19 protein-coding genes and 1 pseudogene are annotated in these 20,650 nt (G+C 71.6%); 8 read left to right on the top strand and 12 right to left on the bottom strand.

What is annotated here, in order from left to right:
* Positions 1-15: 15 nt before the first annotated feature.
* Positions 16-1,521, bottom strand: coding sequence for an FUSC family protein (locus tag ACF09J_RS20435; protein ID WP_392306840.1), 1,506 nt, complete (start codon positions 1,519-1,521; stop codon positions 16-18).
* A 285-nt stretch (positions 1,522-1,806) separates the two neighbouring features.
* Here ACF09J_RS20435 and ACF09J_RS20440 point away from each other — a divergent pair, with 285 nt between their 5' ends.
* Positions 1,807-2,283 carry an Lrp/AsnC family transcriptional regulator gene (locus ACF09J_RS20440; RefSeq protein ID WP_392306841.1) on the top strand — a complete coding sequence of 159 codons (477 nt, stop codon included), beginning with the start codon at positions 1,807-1,809 and terminating at the stop codon, positions 2,281-2,283.
* 11 nt (positions 2,284-2,294) lie between these two features.
* On the opposite strand, the gene ACF09J_RS20445 is transcribed toward ACF09J_RS20440, so the two are convergent.
* Positions 2,295-3,188, bottom strand: a complete 894-nt coding sequence (locus ACF09J_RS20445; protein ID WP_392306842.1) for a LysR substrate-binding domain-containing protein — start codon at positions 3,186-3,188, stop codon at positions 2,295-2,297.
* A 58-nt stretch (positions 3,189-3,246) separates the two neighbouring features.
* Between ACF09J_RS20445 and ACF09J_RS20450 the strand changes: the two genes are divergently transcribed.
* Together ACF09J_RS20450 and ACF09J_RS20455 are read left to right on the top strand one after the other, a co-directional pair.
* Complete coding sequence (locus tag ACF09J_RS20450; protein WP_392306843.1) at positions 3,247-3,642, top strand: DUF5997 family protein; 396 nt, start codon at positions 3,247-3,249, stop codon at positions 3,640-3,642.
* 85 nt (positions 3,643-3,727) lie between these two features.
* Entirely contained in the window at positions 3,728-4,471 is a 744-nt protein-coding gene (locus ACF09J_RS20455) for a class I SAM-dependent DNA methyltransferase (RefSeq protein WP_392306844.1), read from the top strand.
* A 34-nt stretch (positions 4,472-4,505) separates the two neighbouring features.
* Here the strand turns inward: ACF09J_RS20455 and ACF09J_RS20460 are convergent, their stop codons facing one another.
* Positions 4,506-6,065, bottom strand: coding sequence for an SMI1/KNR4 family protein (locus tag ACF09J_RS20460; RefSeq protein ID WP_392306845.1), 1,560 nt, complete (start codon positions 6,063-6,065; stop codon positions 4,506-4,508).
* A 181-nt stretch (positions 6,066-6,246) separates the two neighbouring features.
* On the opposite strand from ACF09J_RS20460, the gene ACF09J_RS20465 reads away from it, so the two are divergent.
* Entirely contained in the window at positions 6,247-7,380 is a 1,134-nt protein-coding gene (locus ACF09J_RS20465) for a cytochrome P450 (RefSeq protein ID WP_392306846.1), read from the top strand.
* A 62-nt stretch (positions 7,381-7,442) separates the two neighbouring features.
* Here the strand turns inward: ACF09J_RS20465 and ACF09J_RS20470 are convergent, their stop codons facing one another.
* Both ACF09J_RS20470 and ACF09J_RS20475 read right to left on the bottom strand, forming a co-directional pair.
* Complete coding sequence (locus tag ACF09J_RS20470) at positions 7,443-8,927, bottom strand: DEAD/DEAH box helicase (protein WP_392306847.1); 1,485 nt, start codon at positions 8,925-8,927, stop codon at positions 7,443-7,445.
* Between the two features lie 183 nt (positions 8,928-9,110).
* Positions 9,111-9,314, bottom strand: a complete 204-nt coding sequence (locus tag ACF09J_RS20475; RefSeq protein WP_384436196.1) for a cold-shock protein — start codon at positions 9,312-9,314, stop codon at positions 9,111-9,113.
* A 350-nt stretch (positions 9,315-9,664) separates the two neighbouring features.
* Between ACF09J_RS20475 and ACF09J_RS20480 the strand changes: the two are divergent.
* Positions 9,665-9,895, top strand: a pseudogene (locus tag ACF09J_RS20480) (ADP-ribosylglycohydrolase family protein); the annotation flags it as partial.
* 34 nt (positions 9,896-9,929) lie between these two features.
* Here the strand turns inward: ACF09J_RS20480 and ACF09J_RS20485 are convergent.
* The 3 genes from ACF09J_RS20485 to ACF09J_RS20495 all read right to left on the bottom strand — a co-directional run bounded on the left by ACF09J_RS20485 (position 9,930) and on the right by ACF09J_RS20495 (position 13,542).
* Complete coding sequence (locus ACF09J_RS20485; RefSeq protein ID WP_392306848.1) at positions 9,930-12,173, bottom strand: protein kinase; 2,244 nt, start codon at positions 12,171-12,173, stop codon at positions 9,930-9,932.
* A 347-nt stretch (positions 12,174-12,520) separates the two neighbouring features.
* The gene (locus tag ACF09J_RS20490; protein ID WP_392306849.1) at positions 12,521-13,075 is read right to left on the bottom strand and encodes an NIPSNAP family protein; all 555 of its coding nucleotides are present in this window, start codon (positions 13,073-13,075) and stop codon (positions 12,521-12,523) included.
* A complete protein-coding gene (locus ACF09J_RS20495; protein ID WP_392306850.1) occupies positions 13,072-13,542 on the bottom strand; it encodes a hypothetical protein in 471 nt (156 codons plus the stop codon). The genes ACF09J_RS20490 and ACF09J_RS20495 overlap by 4 nt, the downstream gene beginning before the upstream one ends.
* A gap of 56 nt (positions 13,543-13,598) precedes the next feature.
* On the opposite strand from ACF09J_RS20495, the gene ACF09J_RS20500 reads away from it, so the two are divergent.
* The gene (locus tag ACF09J_RS20500; protein WP_392306851.1) at positions 13,599-14,528 is read left to right on the top strand and encodes a helix-turn-helix transcriptional regulator; all 930 of its coding nucleotides are present in this window, start codon (positions 13,599-13,601) and stop codon (positions 14,526-14,528) included.
* A 129-nt stretch (positions 14,529-14,657) separates the two neighbouring features.
* Here the strand turns inward: ACF09J_RS20500 and ACF09J_RS20505 are convergent, their stop codons facing one another.
* A complete protein-coding gene (locus tag ACF09J_RS20505; protein WP_392306852.1) occupies positions 14,658-15,080 on the bottom strand; it encodes a secondary thiamine-phosphate synthase enzyme YjbQ in 423 nt (140 codons plus the stop codon).
* Between the two features lie 60 nt (positions 15,081-15,140).
* Here ACF09J_RS20505 and ACF09J_RS20510 point away from each other — a divergent pair, with 60 nt between their 5' ends.
* On the top strand, positions 15,141-16,220 hold the full coding sequence (locus tag ACF09J_RS20510; RefSeq protein ID WP_392306853.1) for an NAD(P)-binding domain-containing protein: 1,080 nt from the start codon (positions 15,141-15,143) through the stop codon (positions 16,218-16,220).
* A 27-nt stretch (positions 16,221-16,247) separates the two neighbouring features.
* Here ACF09J_RS20510 and mltG read toward each other — a convergent pair whose 3' ends face one another.
* Complete coding sequence (gene mltG / locus ACF09J_RS20515) at positions 16,248-17,096, bottom strand: endolytic transglycosylase MltG (protein WP_392306854.1); 849 nt, start codon at positions 17,094-17,096, stop codon at positions 16,248-16,250.
* 43 nt (positions 17,097-17,139) lie between these two features.
* Positions 17,140-18,960 carry an ABC transporter ATP-binding protein gene (locus ACF09J_RS20520; RefSeq protein ID WP_392306855.1) on the bottom strand — a complete coding sequence of 607 codons (1,821 nt, stop codon included), beginning with the start codon at positions 18,958-18,960 and terminating at the stop codon, positions 17,140-17,142.
* 117 nt (positions 18,961-19,077) lie between these two features.
* Between ACF09J_RS20520 and ACF09J_RS20525 the strand changes: the two genes are divergently transcribed.
* Positions 19,078-19,533: a MarR family winged helix-turn-helix transcriptional regulator gene (locus tag ACF09J_RS20525; RefSeq protein ID WP_392306856.1), complete on the top strand. Its 456-nt coding sequence runs from the start codon at positions 19,078-19,080 to the stop codon at positions 19,531-19,533.
* A gap of 199 nt (positions 19,534-19,732) precedes the next feature.
* Here ACF09J_RS20525 and ACF09J_RS20530 read toward each other — a convergent pair whose 3' ends face one another.
* Positions 19,733-20,287, bottom strand: a complete 555-nt coding sequence (locus ACF09J_RS20530; protein WP_392306857.1) for a L,D-transpeptidase family protein — start codon at positions 20,285-20,287, stop codon at positions 19,733-19,735.
* Positions 20,288-20,650: the final 363 nt, after the last annotated feature.

Consider the following 20,650-nt stretch of genomic DNA (forward strand, 5'->3'; position numbering starts at 1 on the left):
ACGGTGACGTCGGCGTCACGCGCCCACCAGCGGCGAGCCCGACGGCGCACGCAACGGCGTGGCCAGTTCCGCCAGGGCGTGTTCCAGGGCGTGGAGGTGGGTGAGAGCGGCCTCCGCGGCCGTCGGCCGGGGAGCGGCGGGGGCGACCCGCAGAACGGTGTCCGCGCCGTCGTCGGTGAGGGCTTCCACCGCGCTCTCCACTCGGTGGCACGCGGCGGCCAGCCGCTCGTCGTGGGAGGCCTCCGGGTCGGCGGCGACGGCGACGAGGCCACGGATCTCGCGGGCGCAGTCGTCGAGCAGGGCGAGCACCTGCCGGGCGCGCCGCTTGCGGCCGAGCATCGGGTTCAGTGGGTGCACGAGCGGGGCGACGGAGAGCCGCACCCGGCCGAGCAGCTGCTCGAGTTCGGCCACGCCAGGTGCCGGGTCGGCCCCTGCGGTGCCGGCCAGCCGGGCCGCGGCCTCCGCCGTGCACGCGTGGACGCAGCGCAGGGCCCGCTGGATCCAGGCGTCCGTGACGGCGTGGGTGGTGACGGGCAGCACGAACAGCACGGCCAGCCAGGCGCCGAGCGCGCCGACGGCCGTCTCGCCGAGCCGCAGGGCGAGCAGCCCGGGCGCGAGGACGCCGAGAAGGCCGTAGAGCGCCGTGGCGAGCAGGGTGACCCAGAGCATCATCCAGGTGTAGGACACGGCGGCGGTGTAGAAGATGCCGAAGACGCAGACGGCGACCAGGGCGGCGGTGGGGAGCGCGGCCCCGTGCAGCGGGACGACGACCACGGCGGCCAGGGCGATGCCGAGCACCGTGCCGAGGACCCGGCGGAAGCCGCGGACCAGGGTCTCGCCGCGCGAGGTGGTGTTCACGAACACCCACCAGGTGGCGCCGACGGCCCAGTACCAGCGCTCCCCGGACACGAGCTGGCCCACGACGAGGGCGAAGCCGGCGCCCGCGGTCGCCTGCACGGCCTGCCGGGTGGTCACCCGGCCCAGCCCGCGGCCGCCCGGAACGGCGGGTGCGGCCGCGGCGGGCAGCCGGCGTTCGTAACACCACATGCCGAAGCGCACCGCCGCCGCGGTGAGCACGGACAGCAGGACGGCTGCGAACACCTCGGGCAGCTGCCCGGTCCTGGTGTGCAGGAACTGCGCCACGAAGAAGGTCATGAACGCGAACACGCCGAGACTGTGGCCGCGCGGCCCCCAGCGGCGCGCGTACACGCCCGCGCCGACCACGGCGAGGAAGGCGAGGTCGCGTGCCGAGGGGTGGTCGTGGAGGCCGGCCGCGACGGCCAGCACGGGCAGGCCGGCGACCGGCAGCAGCGCGGTGGTCACGAGCTGTCCGCGCACCGTGGGGTCGGTGACGGTGAACAGGGCGAGCAGCGCGGCGAGCCCACCGGCGACGGCGCCCGGCAGCGAGTGTCCGGCCACCCCGCAGACGGCGACCGCCAGGCCGATGCCGAGGACGGCCCTGGCGGCGAAGCGCAGCCGCGTCCGCCCCGGGTCCGGAGCCACGAACACCCTCTTCAGCACTGCTTACCGCCCCCTGTGGAAGTCACCTGGAACGCCGGCGCGACACCGGCATGAGAAAGGCGCCGCGGGGATCCGCAGCGCCGTCGACGTGTCCATGAGAGCATCCCCGGCGCCCCTGGCTCAAGCGAACCCGGCAACACTGAGCCATTGGCATAATCGGACACGTGATCAACGCGCTGGCCGCAAGCCAATGGACCACGGATGCTGGCCCAGTCGGACCGCGTTCTGGTGAGCCATTGGTACAGTAACTGCCGATCACCGACCTGAGAGGAAACCCTCGTCGCCATGGCCGTGGACGAACTCGACACCCGCATCCTGCGGCTGCTCCTGGAGCAGCCGCGCACCAGCGTGCGCGAGTGCGCCCGCATCCTCGGCGTCGCGCGGGGCACCCTGCAGGCCCGCCTCGACCGTCTCGAACGGAACGGCGTGATCACCGGCACGGGTCCCGCCCTCTCCCCCGTCGCGCTCGGCCACCCGGTCCTGGCGTTCGTGCACATCGAGGTCACCCAGGGGCACCTGGACGACGTCGGGGACGCGCTGGCGGCCGTACCTGAGATCGTCGAGGCGTTCTCGATGACGGGCGGAGGCGACCTGCTCACCCGTGTCGTGGCGCGCGACAACGCCCACCTCGAGGACGTCATCCAGAAGCTCATCAGCCTGCCGGGCGTGGTGCGCACCCGTACGGAGGTGGCGCTGCGCGAGCGGGTTCCGTTCCGGCTGCTGCCGCTGGTGGAGTCGATCGGCCGCGGCGCCCGGACGTGACGCGGAGGCGGCTACGCCCCGCGGCCCGGCCTGCCCCGCCCGCCGCTCCTGCCGCCGCCCGAGCCGCCGGAGCCGCCTGAGCCGCCGCGCCGGTTGCGGGCCGCGGACCCGCCCGCACGGCCGGTCGCCCTGCCGGAGCGGCCTGCCGCCTGGCCCGTTCGGCCGCCCGCCCTGCCGCCGGACTTGCCTCCGGTCTGTCCGCCGGTCTTTCCGCCGGTGGCGGGCTTGCGGCGGGTCTCCCCCTGCTCGGCACGCCGGTCCTTGCGCCCCGGCTGCTCCTCGGGCGGGGTCTGGGCGCGGCCCCGGGTGCTGTTGACGGTCCGGCCGCGCACGATCCCGATGAAGTGTTCCACCAGGTCGGTGTGCGCCTCCTCCGGCCAGCAGAGCGCGATGCCCGACTGCGGGGCGTCGGCGACCGGTCGGTAGGTGAGGTCCCTGCGGTGGTGGAGGCGGGCCAGCGACTGGGGGACGACGAGCACGCCCACTCCGGCCGCCACGAGCTCGACGGCGTCGGCCGTGGTGGCGGGCCGTTCGAAGGCCTCTTCGCCGGGCGGCCGGTCCCAGCCGAGGACGTCGTCGAGCGGGTGGAGGACGACCTCGTCGGCCAGGTCCGCCACGGACACCTCGTCCGCCGCGGTCACCAGATGGTCCTTGGGGACGATCACCACCGTGGTCTCGGTGTAGAGGGGGATCGCGCTGAAGTACGTACGGTCCACCGGCAGGCGTACGAGCCCCGCGTCCGCCGCGCCGCCGCGCAGCACGTCGGCCACCTCGGCGGCCGGGACCTGGACGAGGTCGAGGGGGACGTCGGGCAGGCGCTCGTTCCAGATGCGCACCCACTTGGCGGGCGTCGCCCCGGGGACGTACGCGAGCCGGAACGAGGCAGATGCATCCGAGCCGGTCACGCCGCCAGGTTACCCGGCGTGGTCGGCGCCCTCGTCCGCGGTCGATAGTCTGGACACCATGAAGTCGCACCAGACCGCCCAGACGATGAAGCCCGCCACCGCGGCGAAGAAGCTGGGTGTGTACCTCCCCGCCACGCCCGCCGAGTTCCAGGAGGGCGTCGTCTCGCGTGCCGAGCTCAACGAGCTCCAGACCGATCCGCCCGAGTGGCTGCGGGAACTGCGACGCAACGGTCCCCACCCCCGCCCCGTGGTCGCGGCCAAGCTGGGTGTCTCCATCTCCGGTCTCGCGCGCGGCGGGGTCACCGAGGCGCTGACCACCGAGCAGATCGAGGCGCTGAAGCAGGAGCAGCCCGAGTGGCTGGAGAAGGAGCGCACCACGCAGGCCGAGGTGCGCAAGGAGACGGCACGCCTGAAGCAGCGCGCCACCGAACGCGCCGAGCAGGACACGGAGTAACCGCCGGGCCGCTGACCTGCCGACGGTGCCGGTGGCGGGAAAACCCGTGGACAGCGTCCCGCCCCGCCCGGCAAAGTGGCCGCCCGTGACGAGCAGCGAACTGTGGAGCCACGAAACCGCCGAACGCTACGACGCCGGGGAGGCCGAGAGGTCCTCGGTCGCCTTCCTCGGACCGACTCTCGACTTCCTCTCCGAACTCGCCGGTGACGGGCGGGCGTTGGAGTTCGCCATTGGCACCGGACGCGTCGGCGTCCCGCTCCGGGAACGCGGCGTGCCCGTGGTCGGCATCGAACTGTCCGAGCACATGACAGCCGTCCTGCGGCGCAAGATCGACGAGGACCGGCTCCCGGTCGCTCTCGGGGACATGGCCACGACGACCGTCCCCGGCGAGTTCACCCTGGTCTACCTCGTCTACAACACGATCACGAACCTGCTCACCCAGGACGAGCAGGTCGAGTGCTTCCGCAACGCCGCCCGCCATCTGGCGCCCGGCGGCCGGTTCGTCATCGAGCTGGGCGTGCCGCCGTTGCGGTTCCTGCCGCCCGGGCAGATCGCGGTGCCCTTCGACGTCTCTGACCGGCACCTCGGTTTCGACACCTTCGACCTCGTCGAGCAGATCCTCGTCTCGCACCACTTCAGCCGTGACGGCGAGGACGACGGCCACTACCGCCGCACCGCTTCCCGGCACCGGTACGCGTGGCCGGCGGAACTCGACCTGATGGCGCGGATCGCCGGGCTCGAACTGGAACGGCGCGTCGCCGACTGGGACGGAGCGCCGTTCACCGAGGACTCCGCACAGCACGTCTCCGTGTGGCGCAAGCCGGCTTGAGCCACCCCCTTCCTCTCCCCGCGTCCCGCACTCCTCAAAGGCTCCCGGCGACACGGAGAACGTCGCCTGTGTCCAGGCCGGCACGGGAGGCCAGGGCGAGGGCGTCGTCGAAGGTGATGTCGTCCCCCACGAGGCTGATGGCGGCCAGCCCCGGCGGGAGCTTGCCGTGGTCGAGCAGTGTGGCCCACTGCTGCCGGCCGAGGGCGAGGTAGCGAAGGTCCGTGAGGTCGGCGAGGACGGTCAGGTCGGTTGTCTCGGCGCCCGTGAGGTCGAGACCGTGCAGGTGGGGGGCGCTGCGCAGCGGCGCGAGGTCGACCGGGGCGGTGGTCTTCAGATCCAGCGACGCGAGGTGGGGGTGTCCCGCCAGTGGGGTGAGGTCGCCGCCGGTGAGGGTGACGCGGAGCGACTCGACCGGCAGGTCGCGCAGGGCTGCGAGGTCGGCGGTGGTGGAGCGGTTGAGGTGCACGCGGCGCAGGCCGGGGGCGCCGGTCAGCGGGCTGAGGTCGACGGTGCCGGAGGCGTCGTTGATGTGGATGGCCTGGAGGGTGGGCGGTACCTCTTCGGGGATGTCGCCGATGATCTGCTGTGTGCCGTTGTCGCGGCGGGGCCGGCGCAGGGATATGCAGCCGTCGTGCTTCTCGTAGGAGCCTTGCTCCAGCAGTTCCAGGTGCTCCCGGAGCAGGGAGGTGAGGGAGTCGGCGACGTGCACGGGTCCGTCGTCGTGGTCGCGGCCCGAGGCGATGACCTGGCCCGGCCGCCCGTTACGGGCGGGGTCCATGTCGACGGCGAGGTAGTTGCCGTCCTCGCCGCCGGCGAAGCGGATCCAGCCGGGGTGGCCTCCGCAGCGGCGGACGGTCTCGGCGGGGGTGGTGTCGAACACCACGGCGTCCCATTCCAGGTCCCAGCCGAACCAGGGGCGGTCCTGCCACGCCCGGCCGTCGGTGTACTCGCCGACCAGACTCTTCAGCGGCAGCCAGGCGTGGTCTTCGATCAGATAGCGATGCTCGTGATCGATGCCGTCCCCGTCGGCGATCAGGTACAGCGCGCGCAGGTCGGCGGGCAGCGGCCGCCCGATGCGGCGCTCGGCTTCGTCCAGCGCGGCTTCGGTGACGGGCGGGGGCAGTTCCTCGGGGCGCCCGAGGACGGCGGCGCGCCGCTCGAGGTAGGCACGGAACGTCGTCGCGGCCGACTCGGCGTCACCGGCGGGGGCGGCGGTGCCGGCCTGCTGGCGCATGCCCGGCTGCGGCAGGCGGTGGTCGGGGTCCAGGACGATCTGGTAACAGCCTCCCGATCCGCTCACCCGGCTGACGGCGTCCCTGAACGCGACGAGCCGGTAGGCGCCGGAGGTGCGGCAGTCCATCTCCCAGTTGACGGGGTCCCAGCCGCGGTCCTCGCGTACGGCCCCCGCGAGTTCCGTCAGCCGGTGGTGCATCTCGGGCACCCCCGTGGAGTCGCGCCGCCCGGCGAAGGCGTGCCCGCCCGTGATCCCGGTCCCGCCGCGGCCCGCGTGACCGGAGAGCACGACCCGGGTCCGTCCCTGCGGTGCGTCCCTGACGATCTGTTCGGCCATGCGGCGGACCACATGCTCGATCATGCGCTGTTCCCCGTTCTGTCCCGTTCTTCGCTACATCCGCCATCCTGACAGGGACCACTGACATCGAGCAGTCGGCCCCGGCGAAGACGGCCGGGACAGGGGCGCCGGAGCCATCCGCGGGCCGGAGCTGTCCCGGTGGGCTCCGCGGCGGCCGGAATTCCAGGGAACAGGGGGAGCTTCCATGGTGACAGCGCGCCGGTTTCCACTCGGCGCCGCGACCACGCTCAGGGACTTGGAGGAGGACCTCCACCCCCGGCTGGCCCTGCTGCGCGCCCGCGAACCGGTTTCGTGGCTCCCCGTGCTGGGCGGCTGGCTGGTGACCCGGCATGATCTCGCACTGCGTGTGATGCGCGACGCGGCGACCTTCACGGTGGACGATCCCCGCTTCTCCACCGCCCAGGTGGTCGGTCCGAGCATGCTCTCCGTGGAGGGCGCCGAGCACAAGCGGCACCGCGCCCCCTTCACCGACCCGTTCCGCGCGCACGATGTACACGACCGGTTCACCGGGTTCGTGGAACAGGAAGCCGCCCGGCTCGTGGAAGGCATCCGGCCGCGTGGCAACGCCGAACTGCGCCGGGAGGTGGCCGGGCCGCTGGCCGTCTCCGTCGTTGCCGAGTCGCTGGGCCTGGTCGGCGCGGACGCCGAGGCGGTGCTGTCCTGGTACGACGCCATCGTGAGCGCGGTCTCCGACATCACCGCCGGGCTGTCGGCGAACCCCGCCGGGGCGGCGGCGTTCGACCGGCTGCGAGGAAGCGTCGAGGCGACGGTCGCGGCCGGAGGCGACGCGTCGCTGCTGGTCGCAGCGGCCGGGAGCAAGCGCCTGAAGCTGCCGGAGGTGGTCGCCAACGCCGTACTGCACCTGCTGGCGCGCCCTGGTCGACTCGCCCTCGTGCGTGCCGATCCGGACCTGGTCGACGCGGCGATCGAGGAATCGCTCCGCCTGGAACCCGCCGCGGCGGTGGTGGACCGCTACGCAACCGCCGACGTGACGATCGGCGGGGCCGACGTGCGGCGCGGTGATCTGGTGGTCGTCTCGCTCGCCGGCGCGAACCGCGACCCCGAGGTGTTCCAGGACCCCGACGGTTTCGACCTGCGACGGGACAACTCCCGCCGCCAGCTGGCCTTCGCGCACGGCCCGCACTTCTGTCTGGGCGCCCATCTCGCCCGTCTGGAAACCCGCGCCTGCCTTGTCGCACTCCTCGACCGTCTCCCCGGCCTGCGGCTCGACCCGGCCTCGCCCACCGCGCCCAGAGGCCTGGTCTTCCGGAAGCCCCCGGCTCTGCGCGTCCGCTGGGACGTGCCGGCGCAGCGCTGACGCGGCGCCTGGTCACCTCCGGCCCGAGTCAGGCACACCACGTACGAGGGCACCGTCGCCGGCTATGCGCCACGGCGGACCCGGGCGGCCTTGCGGGCCTCGGCGATCTGGCGGGCCTCAGCGGACCGGCGGGACTCGCCACCGCCGCCGGCCCGCCCCGGGCGGGTGCCCAGACCGCGGAAGGGAGCACCGCCGCGCTTCGGGCGCTCCGCGACCGGCCCGCTGCCGCCGACGGGGACACCGGGGGGAGCCTGGGCGCCGGTGATGCGGCTCAGCTCGGCCTCGCCGGAGCGGACCTGCGTGATCTGCGGCCTGATGCCCGCGTCGGACATCAGACGGACCATGTCCCGGCGCTGGCCGGGGAGGACCAGCGTGACGACACGGCCGGACTCGCCGGCGCGGGCAGTTCGGCCACCGCGGTGCAGGTAGTCCTTGTGGTCGTTCGGCGGGTCGACGTTGACGACGAGATCGAGGTTGTCGACGTGAATGCCCCGAGCCGCGACGTTGGTGGCCACCAGCGCCGTGACGTCGCCGGTCTTGAACTGTGCGAGAGTGCGGGTGCGCTGGGGCTGCGACTTGCCACCGTGCAGAGCCGCGGCCTTGACGCCACTGCTCAGCAGGTGCTTGGTGAACTGGTCGACAGCGTGCTTGGTGTCCAGGAACATGATCACGCGCCCGTCGCGGGCAGCGATCTCGGTGGCGGTCGCGTACTTGTCGGCGCCGTGCACCTGCAGCACGTGATGCTCCATCGTGGTGACCGCGCCCGCCGACGGGTCGACCGAATGGACGACCGGGTCATGGAGGTAACGACGGACCAGGAGGTCGATGTTGCGGTCCAGCGTGGCCGAGAACAGCATGCGCTGGCCGCCGGGACGTACCTGGTCCAGCAGTTCGGTGACCTGCGGCATGAAACCCATGTCCGCCATCTGGTCGGCCTCGTCCAGGACGGTGATGTTCACCCGGTCCAGGCGGCAGTCCTTGCGCTCGACGAGATCCGCGAGGCGGCCGGGAGTCGCGACGACCACCTCGGCCCCGGCGCGCAGTGCGCCGGCCTGTCTGCCGATCGACATGCCGCCGACCACGGTGGCCAGCCGCAGCTTCAGCAACCGGGCGTACGGCGCGAGCACGTCGGTGACCTGCTGGGCCAGCTCGCGCGTGGGGACGAGGATCAGCGCAAGCGGCTTCCGCGCCTCGGCACGCTGCCCGCTCGTGCGCACGAGGAGCGCCAGGCCGAAAGCGAGCGTCTTGCCCGATCCGGTGCGCCCGCGGCCCAGGACGTCGCGCCCTGCGAGGGAGTTCGGCAACGTGGCGGCCTGGATCGGGAACGGCTCGTGCAGACCGTTGCTGGTGAGCATCTTCAGCAACACGACTGGCATGTCCAGTTCACCGAAGGTGGCGGCCGCGGGCAGGGCCGGGGTGACGGTGACCGGCAGCGCGAACTCCCCCTGCGGCGCGGAGGGGCGGTGCCTGGTATCGCCCGGGCCTGCGCCGGGGCGTCCCTGAGCCTGTGGGCGGAGACGGTCATTCGTGCGAGCTGAACGACTCATGGAGAACCTTCCTCGACGGGGCGCGCATCGAGGAATTCCCGACAGAAATGAGCCGGATGAATTGCAAGAACGAGCCGAATGCGAAACGAACGCGAAACCAAAAGAATTCCATTGGAATTCAAAAAACAGCAAGCTGGGGCCCCGCCGCACGGCGGGGCCCCAGCCATCTCATACGCTTCGACGTCAGGCGGGAGTGATGTTCTCGGCCTGCGGACCCTTCTGGCCCTGCGTGATGTCGAAGTTCACCTTCTGGCCTTCCTGGAGCTCACGGTAGCCCTGGGCGGCGATGTTCGAGTAGTGGGCGAAGACGTCCGGGCCGCCGCCGTCCTGCTCGATGAAGCCGAAGCCCTTTTCCGCGTTGAACCACTTGACGGTGCCAGTAGCCATGTCATATCTCCTTTGGGGGCAGTGCCCGCGGGCCCACACCGTGTGAACCCCTGCGTTGCGACAATGAACCCCGTCCGGGATGAGCACCGGAGATACAAAAATGCCCGGCGGCGATGGCCACCGAGGCACTTGAAGTTTCGGGAACCACAACTGCAACTGCCGCAATTTTAGCATGGTGCGCGCACGATCAGCACGTCGGCCGACGTCAATACATACGAAAGTGAACTCTGGGTGCAGTTCCTCCGCACGACGAAACCAGTGGCCGGCATGGCTGGGATTCCAACCTCCCCACCCTGCGTCACCAGCAACTGCCGGAAGCGCCCTGACCGTGGACCGACGACACGGAGATGGCCTGGCCCGCCAGGGCGGCGATGCGCGTCGCCCCTCTCGGTGTCCGCTACACAGGCGACCCGGAGAACGCAGCCCGGCGGGCTGCCATGTCCGCCGCGGTGACCCACACCCACCCCGAGGCCGTCGCCGGGGCCGTCGCGGTCGCCGTCGCCGCAACGGACGCCGGGTCAGCCGTCGACACGGTCCCCTTCACCCTCTGGTGCGCCGCCCGGAACCTGACCGATTACGAGACCCTGCCCGCCTGGCTGCACTGACGCCAGTCCGTCAGTCCGACTTCGGCGCCTTCTGCGCGTCGAAGGCGAAGAGGGTGTTCTTGGCCGCGGCCACGATCAACGCACGCCCCGCAACGGTCACGCGCGGACTTGCGCCCTGCTCGCCCGTCAGACCATCGGCCTGCGGGTCGGTTGTCCACAGGGGTTCGCCATCGTGCGGCGACAGCGCGACCACCCGGCCGGTGGCCGAGCTGAAATACAGCGCGTCGGCTCCCGCGACGGGACCCGACGCACCCTCCACGCCAGTCTGCCGCGACCACTTCTTCCGGCCGGTCACGGGGTCGAGCGCCGTGATGAGACCGGTCTGCCCGCTCACGTAGACGGTGCCGTCCGTCATGCCGGGCGTCCCCACGTATGTCTTGGTCAGCCGTGAGTACGTGACCTTCCGCGAGACGGGGTCGACCCGCGTCACCCCGTCGTAGCCGGCCGGCGTTGTTCCCTCCCTGTGCACCCGAAGGAGTACGAGCCTGCCGTCGGTGACGCCCACCGGCACGGCGGGGCCGTTGACCGCGATGGGCCTGCCCAGTGCCCCCGAGGCGCGGTCGACCGTGTACAGGGTGGGGTGGCGCACCTCTGAGGCATCCACCTCCGTATCCGTCGCGCACATCGCGACGAGCTGCGGGCCCACCGGGACGGGAGCGCACTGCGTACCCGCCGGGAACGACGTCGTCCAGGTGACCTCACCGCTGTGCGCGTCCCGGGCCTCGAAGCCGGAGTTGGAAGCGTCGACCGTCACCACGGTGGAACCGACCACAACGGCGTCCTGAGTCCGACCCGTGACGGCCTGCGACTGGGCGCCGGACGCCACGGACCACAGCTCCCGGCCGTTGTCGGCGTCGACGGCCACCACCTCGCTGGGAGGGCCCTGCGGGGCGTCCTCGGCGGCGAAGCGGTAACCGAGCACGGTGTCGTCGGTGGCGCCCACCAGGTGCATGGCCTGGACGGGGACGCCCGGACTCTTCGCCGTCCACACCCGCGAGCCGTCCGAGGGCCTGATACGGGTCGCGACAACACCGCCGCCCCCGCAGAACAGCGCGTCGCCGCGTGCGACGCAACGCAACTCGTCGGGGATGTCCTCGCGCCCGCCCCGCACGGTCTTGTGCCACGGTTTGAAGCCGTCCGGAAGTGCGGCGCCCGGCGCCGCAACGCTGTTGCCCTTGTCGCCGCCGCTGTTGCCCCCGAGGCCGCCCACCTTCAGTGCGGCCATTCCCCCGCCGATCGCTGCCACCGCGACCGCGGCCGCGAGCACAGGACGCCATCGGCGAAGCAGAAGGCGGCCGGTGGGGATGCCGGTGCTCCCCGTATCGGGGCCGGCCGGAGCGGTGGTCGGGGCAGTCGGCGCCGGGGTGGCCCGCGCCGCGAAGTGATGCTGGGTGATCACGTCGCGGGTGCGGCCGGCGGCAACCCCGTTCGCGGCGGTCCCACCGAGGTCGGCCGGCAGATCCCGCAGCAGCACGAGGAGTTCGTCCGCCGAGGGGCGCCCCTCGGGCTCCTTGTCCAGGCACAACTCGACGACCGCGCGCAAAGCCGCCGGCACGGCACCCAGCGACGGCTCCTCGTGCACCACCTGATACGCCGTCATGTACGGGCTGTCCGCGTCGAAGGGCCCGCGGCCGGTCGCCGAGTACACCAGCAGCGTGCCCAGCGAGAAGACATCGGACCGCGGCCCCACGCCACGCGGCGCCTGCAGTTGCTCCGGCGACATGAAGGGCGGCGTACCGATGACCCGCCCCGTCATCGTCAGCGTCTGCTGGTCCACGGCGCGCGAGATGCCGAAGTCGATGACGCGCGGGCCTTCGGGCGAGAGCACGACGTTCGAGGGCTTCAGGTCACGGTGGACGACCCCCACCCGGTGGATGTCGCGCAGCGCCTCCGCCAGCCCGATGGCGAGCCTCCTCAGCTCCGCTCCGCTCAGCGGGCCGTTCGTGGCGATGCGCTGGGCGAGCGTGGGCCCCCCGATATAGGTCGTCGCCATCCACGGCTGCTCGGCCTCGGGGTCGGCGTCGACCACCGCGGCGGTGAACGCGCCGCTCACCCGCCTCGCCGCCGCCACCTCCTGCCGGAAACGGATGCGGAACTCGTCGTCCTCCGCGTACTGCTGGTGGATCAGTTTGATCGCGACAGGTCGCCCCGAACTCGTGCGGGCCAGAAAGACCGTGCCCATGCCGCCCGAGCCGAGCCGCGCCTCAAGCGGATAGCCGCCGATCTCGGCTGGATCACCTGCGCGCAGCGACACTCTTCCCGACCTTCCGTCCCCCGTGCACCTCTGCCGCCACGGGCCTGCGTACCTGTACCTCTCCTGCACACAAACTAGCCGCAGGGCAGTACGGCAGGGCAAAGCGGGTGACGAACAGGGAGCTCAGGACCGCCGACGATCTCGCTCAGCCCAGGAAGCTCAGCCGCACCTGGCGGTTGGGATTGCCCCTGTTCGTGTCCACCAACCTCCGTTGAAGCAACCCCGAGGACCCGCAAGCGCGGGTGGCAACCGATTCGCTTGCTCACCTGACAAGTGCCTCTGACGGGTGCGGGAACCAAGGCCTTGGCTGTCCTCGTTCTCGCTGTCAGAGACATTTTGCGGTGCTGTCACCTGCACATCGTCACCGGTTCCAGCCGCAGCCGCCGGATCGGCCAGGGTGGTGCCTCGGCCGGGCCGAACCAGACCCGGATGTCCGCCCCGGTGCGGACGGGCAGGAGGGGGTAGTCGTTTTCGGCGTGCTCGGTGCGGTGCAGCGCATGGAGCGGGCCCAGGTGCCGGGCGGCGTACGCGTCGAAGGCAGCCGCGTCCGACGGCCGGCAGACCGTCGCGACCACCTCGCGGGTGCCCGGCTCCGGCATGAAGCCGGGACCGCGCAGCAGCAGGACGTCGTCGCTGTCGATCATGGTGGCGTTGGCCGCGTCGCGGTGTTCCCGCCAGACAGTGCCGGTGTAGAACGCCTCCAGTGCGCGCCGGCGGTGCGTCATGTCGGGGAACGCGCGCAGCCAGACGAAGCGGTCCGGGTCGTCAAGGTCGCGGAACCGGCCGCCGACGGTGATGCCGGCCGCCTGCTGGCCGGTCACGAACTCGCGCTCGAACAGCTCGATCAGTGTCTCCCGGGCGCCGGGATGCAGGGTGTACTGGCGGAATTCGACGATGCTCATGCGCCGGCCGACCGGGTGCGGGTGAGGTCCATGATCCAGTTGAGCTCCCAGGTACGGCCGCCGTCGCCGGAGAACTCCTGCTCCCAGCGGGCAGCTTCCGGGCCGAGGCGGTACCAGGTGAAGTGCACCTGGATCGGGCGGCCGTCGTAGGTGTCCTCGCCGTGGAAGTCACCGCGGTCGCCCGTGAAGCCGCCGATCACCGGGGGATCCAGTCGGCCGGTCCGGCTGTCCGACCAGTGGATCGACCACTGGCGCGTTTCGTGGTCGAACAGCCGCAGCGTCACGCCCTGGCGGCCGAGGGTGGGGAAGGTGATCTCGTCGATGTTCCCGGCGCCCCCGAACAGCGGCTGGACCACCGCGTGACCGGGGAACTCCACCCATGTGGTGGCGCCCGGGCCGCCGAGCGGGGTGGTGAGGCGGCGGTTGGCCACGTTCCAGGAGCCGTGCAGGAAGTCGAAGTCGTCCATGCGTCGCAGGTTAGGGAAACTCCACTGACATCCACTGTCAGTGGATACTGGGGAGCATGCGTGCGAGTCGGCTGGTCACCCTGCTTCTGCTGCTCCAGAACCGGGGCCGGATGACGGCCCGGCAACTGGCCGAGGAGCTGGAGGTCTCCGTCCGTACGGTCTACCGGGACGTCGAGGCGCTCGGCGCCGCAGGTATCCCGCTGTACGGCGACGCTGGACATGCGGGCGGCTACCGACTGGTCGACGGCTACCGGACCCGCCTCACCGGACTGACCGCGGACGAGGCGCAGGCCGCATTCCTCGCCGCACTCCCCGGCACCGCCGCCGACCTCGGCCTCGGCGAGGCGCTCACCACCGCCCAACTCAAGTTGCGGGCCGCCCTTCCGACGGAGCTGCGCGAGCACGCCGGGCGGATCCAGGAACGCTTCCTGCTCGACGCCCCCGGCTGGTACGGCGATGCCGACCGTACGCCTCACCTGGCCGCGGTCGCCGGCGCGTTGTGGGCGCGGCGGGCGGTGGTCCTGCGGTACCGGCGGTGGCGCGCGCCGGAGGAGATCGAGCGGCGGGTGGAGCCGTACGGGCTCGTACTCAAGGCCGGCCGCTGGTACCTGGTCGCCGGCGGGCCGTCCGGAATCCGCACCTACCGGGTCGACCAGATCATCGAACTCCGCTCCCTGGAAGAAGAGTTCGTCATCCCGGACGGGTTCGACCTGGCCGCGCACTGGAACAGCTATCTGGCCGATTTCCAAGCCCGGCTGCACACCGGGGAGGCTCTGGTACGGCTCACGCCGGAGGGAGCCCGCCGCCTCGGCGTGACACCCGCGGGTGACGGATGGACGGAGATCCGGGTCCCCATCGAATCGATCGACCACGCCCACGGAGAGTTCCTGCGGCTGGGCACCGACGTCGAGGTCATCGCACCGGCCGAACTCCGCGACCGCATCGCCGAGACGGTACGGACCCTGGCCACCCGCTACGAGGGGTGACTCCGAGCAGAAGGATCTCTCTGCGCGCCCCACGCTTCCATGGTGAAGCGATTCTCGTCAGCGGGGTCATCAAGATCCCAGGCGCCGCCACGCAACCCGTTAGGGCACGGCCCCCGCGAGCGATCTTGGTCAGCCCAGGAAGCTCAGCCGCACCTGGCGGTTGGGATTGTCCTTGTTCGTGTCCACCAGGCACACCGACTGCCATGTGCCCAGTTCCAGTCGGCCGCCGAGGACCGGGATGGTCGCGTGCGGCGGCACGACGGCTGGCAGGACGTGGTCGCGGCCGTGCCCGGGGCTGCCGTGGCGGTGCTGCCAGCGGTCGTCGGCGGGCAGCAGGGTGTGCAGGGCGGCAAGGAGGTCGTCGTCGCTGCCGGAGCCGGTCTCGATGATCGCGAGGCCGGCGGTGGCGTGCGGCACGAACAGGTTCAGCAGACCGTCCCGGCCGTCCGCGGTCTCCTGGAGGAAGGCCTCGCAGTCGCGGGTCAGGTCGACGACCGTCTCCCGGGAACCGGAGGCCACGTTCAGCACTCGGGTGGTGAAGGCAGGTGACATGTCCCCCATCCTCCTCGATCCCCGGGGAAGATCGGCGCACCCGGCACGGTTGGCAGGTACGTGAACACCCTTCGTGAGGTCGACGTGGTCGTCGTGGGCGCCGGTCAGGCAGGGCTGTCCAGCGCCTATCACCTGCGGCGCACCGGGTTCGAACCGGACCGGGACTTCGTCGTGCTGGACCGCCCGCCGGGTCCGGGCGGCGCCTGGCAGTTCCGATGGCCGTCGCTGACGTACGGCAAGGTGCACGGGATGCACGCGCTGCCGGGGATGGAGCTGACCGGGGCCGACCCCGCGCGGCCGTCGTCGGAGGTCGTCGCCGCGTACTTCGCCGACTACGAACGCGCCTTCGACCTGCGGGTGCGGCGGCCGGTGGAGGTCACCGCGGTCAGGGAGGGCCCCGGCGGGCGGCTGCTCGTCGAGACCTCCGACGGCGCCTGGGCGGCACGGGCGCTGATCAACGCGACCGGCACCTGGGACCAGCCGTTCTGGCCCCGGTACCCGGGTCAGGAGACCTTCCACGGGCGGCAGTTGCACACCGCGCAGTACGCCGGTCCGGCGGAGTTCACCGGGCAGCGCGTGGTCGTGGTGGGCGGCGGCGCCTCCGGAACCCAGCATCTGCTGGAGATCGCCCCGTCCGCGGCCGCCACCACCTGGGTGACGCGCCGGCCGCCGGTCTTCCGTGACGGCCCGTTCGACGAGGACGCGGGGCGTGCGGCGGTGGCTCTGGTCGAGGAGCGGGTGCGGCAGGGGCTGGCGCCCAGGAGCGTCGTATCGGTGACGGGACTCCCGCTGAACGACGCCGTCCGGAAGGGGCTGGAGGACGGGGTCCTGGACCGGCGGCCGATGTTCGACCGGATCACCCCCGACGGGGTGTGGTGGGCGGACGGACGGCACGTGACGGCCGACGTCATCCTCTGGGCGACCGGGTTCCGGGCCTCGCTGCGCCACCTGACGCCGCTCGGTCTGCGCGAGCCCGGCGGCGGCATCCGGGTGGACGGCACCCGGGCGGTCGCCGATCCCCGGATCCACCTGGTCGGCTACGGCCCCTCGGCCAGCACCATCGGCGCCAACCGGGCCGGACGCGCCGCCGTGCGGGACATCAGGCGCCTGCTGGAGGAGGAGCCGGCCGCCGCGGCGTGACCGGCATCCGCCGCGGCCGGGGGCGGCTCACTTCGCGGACTGCGGAGCACTGCCCCTCAGACGGGCGTTGAACTCCGCCACATTGCGCTGGTGCTCGGGGTAGTCGGCGGTGAAGCGCGTGTCGCCCGGCTTGACGGTGACGAAGTAGAGCCAGTCGCCCTGGGCCGGGTTGGCCACGGCGCGCATGGCGTCCTCGCCCGGATTGTCGATGGGCGTCGGCGGCAGCCCCATGCGCTGGTAGGAGTTGTAGGGGCTGTCCAGCCGGGTGTCCTCCGTGGTCATGCGGACCGTGCTGCGGTTGAGGGCGTAGTTGAGGGTGGAGTCCATCTGCAGCGGCATACCGCGCTCCAGCCGGTTGAAGACGACGCGGGCCACCTTGCTCATGTCGGACTTCGAGGCGGCCTCGGCCTGGACGATGCTGGCGATGGTGATCGCCTGGTAGAGGTTCATGGAGTTGCGCTGCGGGCCGGCGGCGACCGGGGCGGCGTTGAACCTCTTGTTCGCGGTGTCGACCATGTAGGACAGCAGGGACTGCGGGGTGCTCTTCCCGTCGACGGGGTACGTCGCCGGGAAGAGGTAGCCCTCCGGGTTGCCCTCGGCGGAGTTCGGCAGGTTCAGGTGGGCGTCGGGGACCGACTGCTTCGTGGTGCCGGGGGCCAGAGCGAGGACCTTGTCGATGGCGGCGTAGACCTGGCCGGCCCGCCAGCCCTCGGGGATCACCAGCGTGCGGGGGCGTGCCGGGGCCTCGTCGTGGTGGAGCGTCAGCAGCGGCACCGCCACGGCGGCGCCGGCCAGGACGGCCCCGGTCAGGAGCAGGACCAGACGGCCCCGGCGTGTCAGTCGGGTCGTTCTCCGTGACGGAGTGTTCCTCTGCATGCGGGCACGGTAACCCTCAAAGGGCCGTAAACCCGGCATATCGTCAGCTTGTCGGTTCCAGTTGCGTTGCCGGTTCCAGTTGCGCGTCCCGGCGGACCAGGGCCGCGTAGCGTCCGTCGAGCTCCAGCAGTTCCTGGTGCGTGCCGCGCTCGACGGGCCGCCCGGAGTCGAGGACCACGATCTGGTCGGCGCCGCGGACGGTGGACAGGCGGTGCGCGATGGTCAGGGTCGTCCGGTTGGCGGACAGTGCGTCGATGGCCTCCTGCACGGCGGCCTCGGTGCGGGTGTCCAGGGCGCTGGTGGCTTCGTCGAGGATGAGGACCGGCGGGTCGCGCAGGATGGTCCGGGCGATGGCCAGGCGCTGCTTCTCACCGCCGGAGAAACGGTGGCCGCGCTCGCCGACGACCGTGTCGTAGCCGTCGGGCAGGGCCGCGATGTGGTCGTGGATCTGCGCCGCCTGCGCCGCCGCCCGCAGCTCCTCGTCGGTGGCGTCCGGCTTGGCGAAGCGGAGGTTCTCGGCGACCGAGGCGTGGAAGAGGTACGTCTCCTGGGAGACGACGCCGACCGCGCGGGCGAGGGTGTCGAAGTCGAGGTCGCGCACGTCGACCCCGTCTACGGTGACGCGGCCGCCCGTGACGTCGTAGAGCCGGGGCACCAGGTAGCCGAGTGTGGACTTGCCGGCGCCGGTCGGACCGACGATCGCGAGGCTGCTGCCCGCGGGCACCGTGACGTCGATGCCCTCCAGGATCGGGCCGCTCTTGTCGTCGTAGCGGAAGTCGACGTCCTCGAAGCGGACCTCGCCCTTGACCTGGTCGAGGTGGACCGGCCGCTCGCGCTCGGTGATGTCGATCGGCAGGTCCAGGTACTCGAAGATGCGCTGGAACAGCGCGAGCGAGGTCTGGATCTGCACACCGGTGGACAGCAGGCTGACGGTCGGCCGGAACAGGCCCTGCTGGAGCGAGACGAAGGCGACGATCGTGCCGATGGAGACCTGCGGTCCGCCGAACTGGAGGGCGACGCCCGCGGTCCAGTAGATGACGGCGGGCAGGGCGGCCATGACGATCGTGATGACGGCCATGCGCCAGCGCCCGGCCATGTTCGACCTCACCTCGAGGTCGACCAGGCCTTCCGACTCCTTGGCGAAGGACTCGGTCAGCGAGGCCGAGCGGCCCATCGTGCGGCCCAGGAGGATGCCGCTGACGGAGAGGGATTCGGTGACCGTGGCGGCGATCGCGGCCATCTGCTTCTGCCGCTGGGTGGTGATCTTCTTGCGCTCGTTGCCGACACGGCGGCTGATCCACACGAACACCGGGAGCAGCAGCAGTGAGACGACGGTGAGCCGCCAGTCGAGGGCGACCATCGCGACGATCGTGGCGACCACGCTGGTGACATTGGAGACCAGCGAGGTGGCGGTGGAGGTGACAGTGGCCTGCATGCCGCCGATGTCGTTGGCGATGCGGGACTGCACCTCGCCGGTGCGGGTCCGGGTGAAGAAGGCCAGGGACATGCGCTGCAGCCGCCCGTAGACGGCGGTGCGCAGGTCGTGCATGACGCGCTGGCCGACGGTCGTGGAGATCAGCGTCTGCAGCACGCCGAAGACGCTCGTGAGGACGGCGCTGAGGATCATGCCCAGGGCGAGCAGGCTCAGCAGACCGGTGCGGCCCTGCGGGATCGCGACGTCGAGGATCTCCTTCAGCAGGAAGGGCGTGGCCACGGAGACCAGCGAGGCGGCTCCCACCAGCAGGCCGACGACGGCCAGACGGCCCCGGTAGGGGCGGAAGAGGCGCAGGATCCTGCGGACCTGGCGCGGCTGCTCCCCTGCGTCGGCGGGCGGGGTCCAGATGGGTTGACGGTCGGGGTGCATGGGCTCCTACGGGGGGTGGGTGGGTGCCGGACCGCCGGCGCGACCGACGGTGGACACCCGATCCTAGCTCACTGTTACCTATACTCACAATGAACAAGGTCCTGGTATTGTTCCCGCATGGCCTCCCCCGACTCCGACGGTCTCCTCGCCGAGCAACTGCTGCGGCTCACCCGCCGACTGCACCGCATCCAGAAGCGGCACCTCGAACAGCACGCTCTGGGCATCACACCGGCCCAGTCCCGGCTGCTGCGCACCCTGGCGCACTTCGGTGAGCCGCCCCGCATGGCGGATCTCGCCGAGTCCCTGGAGGTCGTGCCCCGCGCGGTGACCACGCTCGTGGACGGCCTGGAGGCGAACGGCAAGGTGCGCCGGGTCCCCGATCCGGCCAACCGCCGGGTCATCCGCATCGAACTCACCGACGACGGGCGCACGACCCTGAGGGAGCTGCGCCGCGCCCGCCGGGCCGCCGCGGAGGAGATCCTGGCGCCCCTGACGGGCGAGCAGCGCGAGACGCTCGGTGGACTGCTGGATACGCTGGTGGGCACGGTGCCCGCCCAGGGGCGCGGCTGCTGAACGGTGTCTTCGACGCGTCCGCGCCGGGCCGGGAACGACGCTTCAACGCCGGTACGGGCACGGCCGGTTGACGCCGGGCCGAACGCAACGGGTTGACGCCGGAGCGAGGGGAGAGCGGAGGGAGTGCGGAGCAGCTCGCGCGCACGGCGCGGGCCTGAGCACGCGCGCCCTTTCGCCGGCCGCCGGGCCGGTGCGGCGGCTACAGCCGCAGATTGGCCTTGTCCCCCATGACGATGACGGGCTTGTCCTTCGGATCGAGTTTGCGGAGCAGGTACTCCATCGCGGACTCCGGAACACTCACGCAGCCCAGCGTGCCGTCACCATGATCCAGGTGCAGCCATATGCCGCCACCCTTGCTCTGGCCCAGCGGACGGGTCGGATCGTCCGGGCGGGTGCCACGCAGACGGTTGTAGTCGATGGCGATGACGTAGTCGAAGTCATGCCAGTGCGCTTCTTCCCAGTAGAAGGGGGAGATGAAGGCGTCCTCGTCCTGCGTGTAGGGGAGCCGGGTGCCCGGGTCGTCGAGGACACCGCCCGCGTCGGAGAGGGTGAACACTCCCACCGGGCTGCGCTCGTCGTTCTCCCGGTGGTCCGTCACCCAGCCGCGCTTGCCGTTGTGGGCCGGCCAAGTCCCCTGCGGTTCCCACTTGGTGCCGTGCTTCTCGTAGAGCACGAGCGTCGAGTCGGGGGAGGTCTTGTCGTCGCCGAAGACCGCCACGATCTGCCGTGTGCCGACGGGTATCCGCTGCCACATGCGGTCCCCGATTCCCGGAACCCGTGACTGCACCACGGGCGGGCTGGGCCGGGCGGTCCCTGTAGGGCCGCCCGGTCTGGGTATGTCGCCGTAATGGTGGACCCCGTTGGGCGTTCCGCCGCACGCGGCCACCGCCGCCAGAAAGAAACCACAGGTCGCCGCAGCGACCATCGCACGCCTTGCACCGCGAGTCTGCATGTCCTCATCTTGACCAGGAGGCACGACGTGATCTAGTCGAGATTGGTCCAAATAGCCTTATCTCCTTTCCATTGGGGCATCTCGCCCCTCGACTCCTGGTCGGAGAACCCTGGCACGGAGGCCGTGGCGCGACCGGAGCGAGCAGCCGAGGAGGAGGGAGCGAAA

The organism is Streptomyces sp. NPDC014889 (genome assembly GCF_043081205.1).
Classification (GTDB): Bacteria; Actinomycetota; Actinomycetes; order Streptomycetales; family Streptomycetaceae; genus Streptomyces.

Excerpts from the sequence above, each read along its gene's own strand:
- ACF09J_RS20440 (WP_392306841.1), top strand. The coding sequence starts at position 1,807 with ATGGCCGTGGACGAACTCGACACCCGCATCCTGCGGCTGCTCCTGGAG.
- ACF09J_RS20450 (WP_392306843.1), top strand. The coding sequence starts at position 3,247 with ATGAAGTCGCACCAGACCGCCCAGACGATGAAGCCCGCCACCGCGGCG.
- ACF09J_RS20460 (WP_392306845.1), bottom strand. The coding sequence starts at position 6,065 with ATGATCGAGCATGTGGTCCGCCGCATGGCCGAACAGATCGTCAGGGAC.
- ACF09J_RS20465 (WP_392306846.1), top strand. The coding sequence starts at position 6,247 with ATGGTGACAGCGCGCCGGTTTCCACTCGGCGCCGCGACCACGCTCAGG.
- ACF09J_RS20470 (WP_392306847.1), bottom strand. The coding sequence starts at position 8,927 with ATGAGTCGTTCAGCTCGCACGAATGACCGTCTCCGCCCACAGGCTCAG.
- ACF09J_RS20475 (WP_384436196.1), bottom strand. The coding sequence starts at position 9,314 with ATGGCTACTGGCACCGTCAAGTGGTTCAACGCGGAAAAGGGCTTCGGC.
- ACF09J_RS20490 (WP_392306849.1), bottom strand. The coding sequence starts at position 13,075 with ATGAGCATCGTCGAATTCCGCCAGTACACCCTGCATCCCGGCGCCCGG.
- ACF09J_RS20495 (WP_392306850.1), bottom strand. The coding sequence starts at position 13,542 with ATGGACGACTTCGACTTCCTGCACGGCTCCTGGAACGTGGCCAACCGC.
- ACF09J_RS20500 (WP_392306851.1), top strand. The coding sequence starts at position 13,599 with ATGCGTGCGAGTCGGCTGGTCACCCTGCTTCTGCTGCTCCAGAACCGG.
- ACF09J_RS20505 (WP_392306852.1), bottom strand. The coding sequence starts at position 15,080 with ATGTCACCTGCCTTCACCACCCGAGTGCTGAACGTGGCCTCCGGTTCC.
- mltG (WP_392306854.1), bottom strand. The coding sequence starts at position 17,096 with ATGCAGAGGAACACTCCGTCACGGAGAACGACCCGACTGACACGCCGG.
- ACF09J_RS20520 (WP_392306855.1), bottom strand. The coding sequence starts at position 18,960 with ATGCACCCCGACCGTCAACCCATCTGGACCCCGCCCGCCGACGCAGGG.
- ACF09J_RS20525 (WP_392306856.1), top strand. The coding sequence starts at position 19,078 with ATGGCCTCCCCCGACTCCGACGGTCTCCTCGCCGAGCAACTGCTGCGG.
- ACF09J_RS20530 (WP_392306857.1), bottom strand. The coding sequence starts at position 20,287 with ATGTGGCAGCGGATACCCGTCGGCACACGGCAGATCGTGGCGGTCTTC.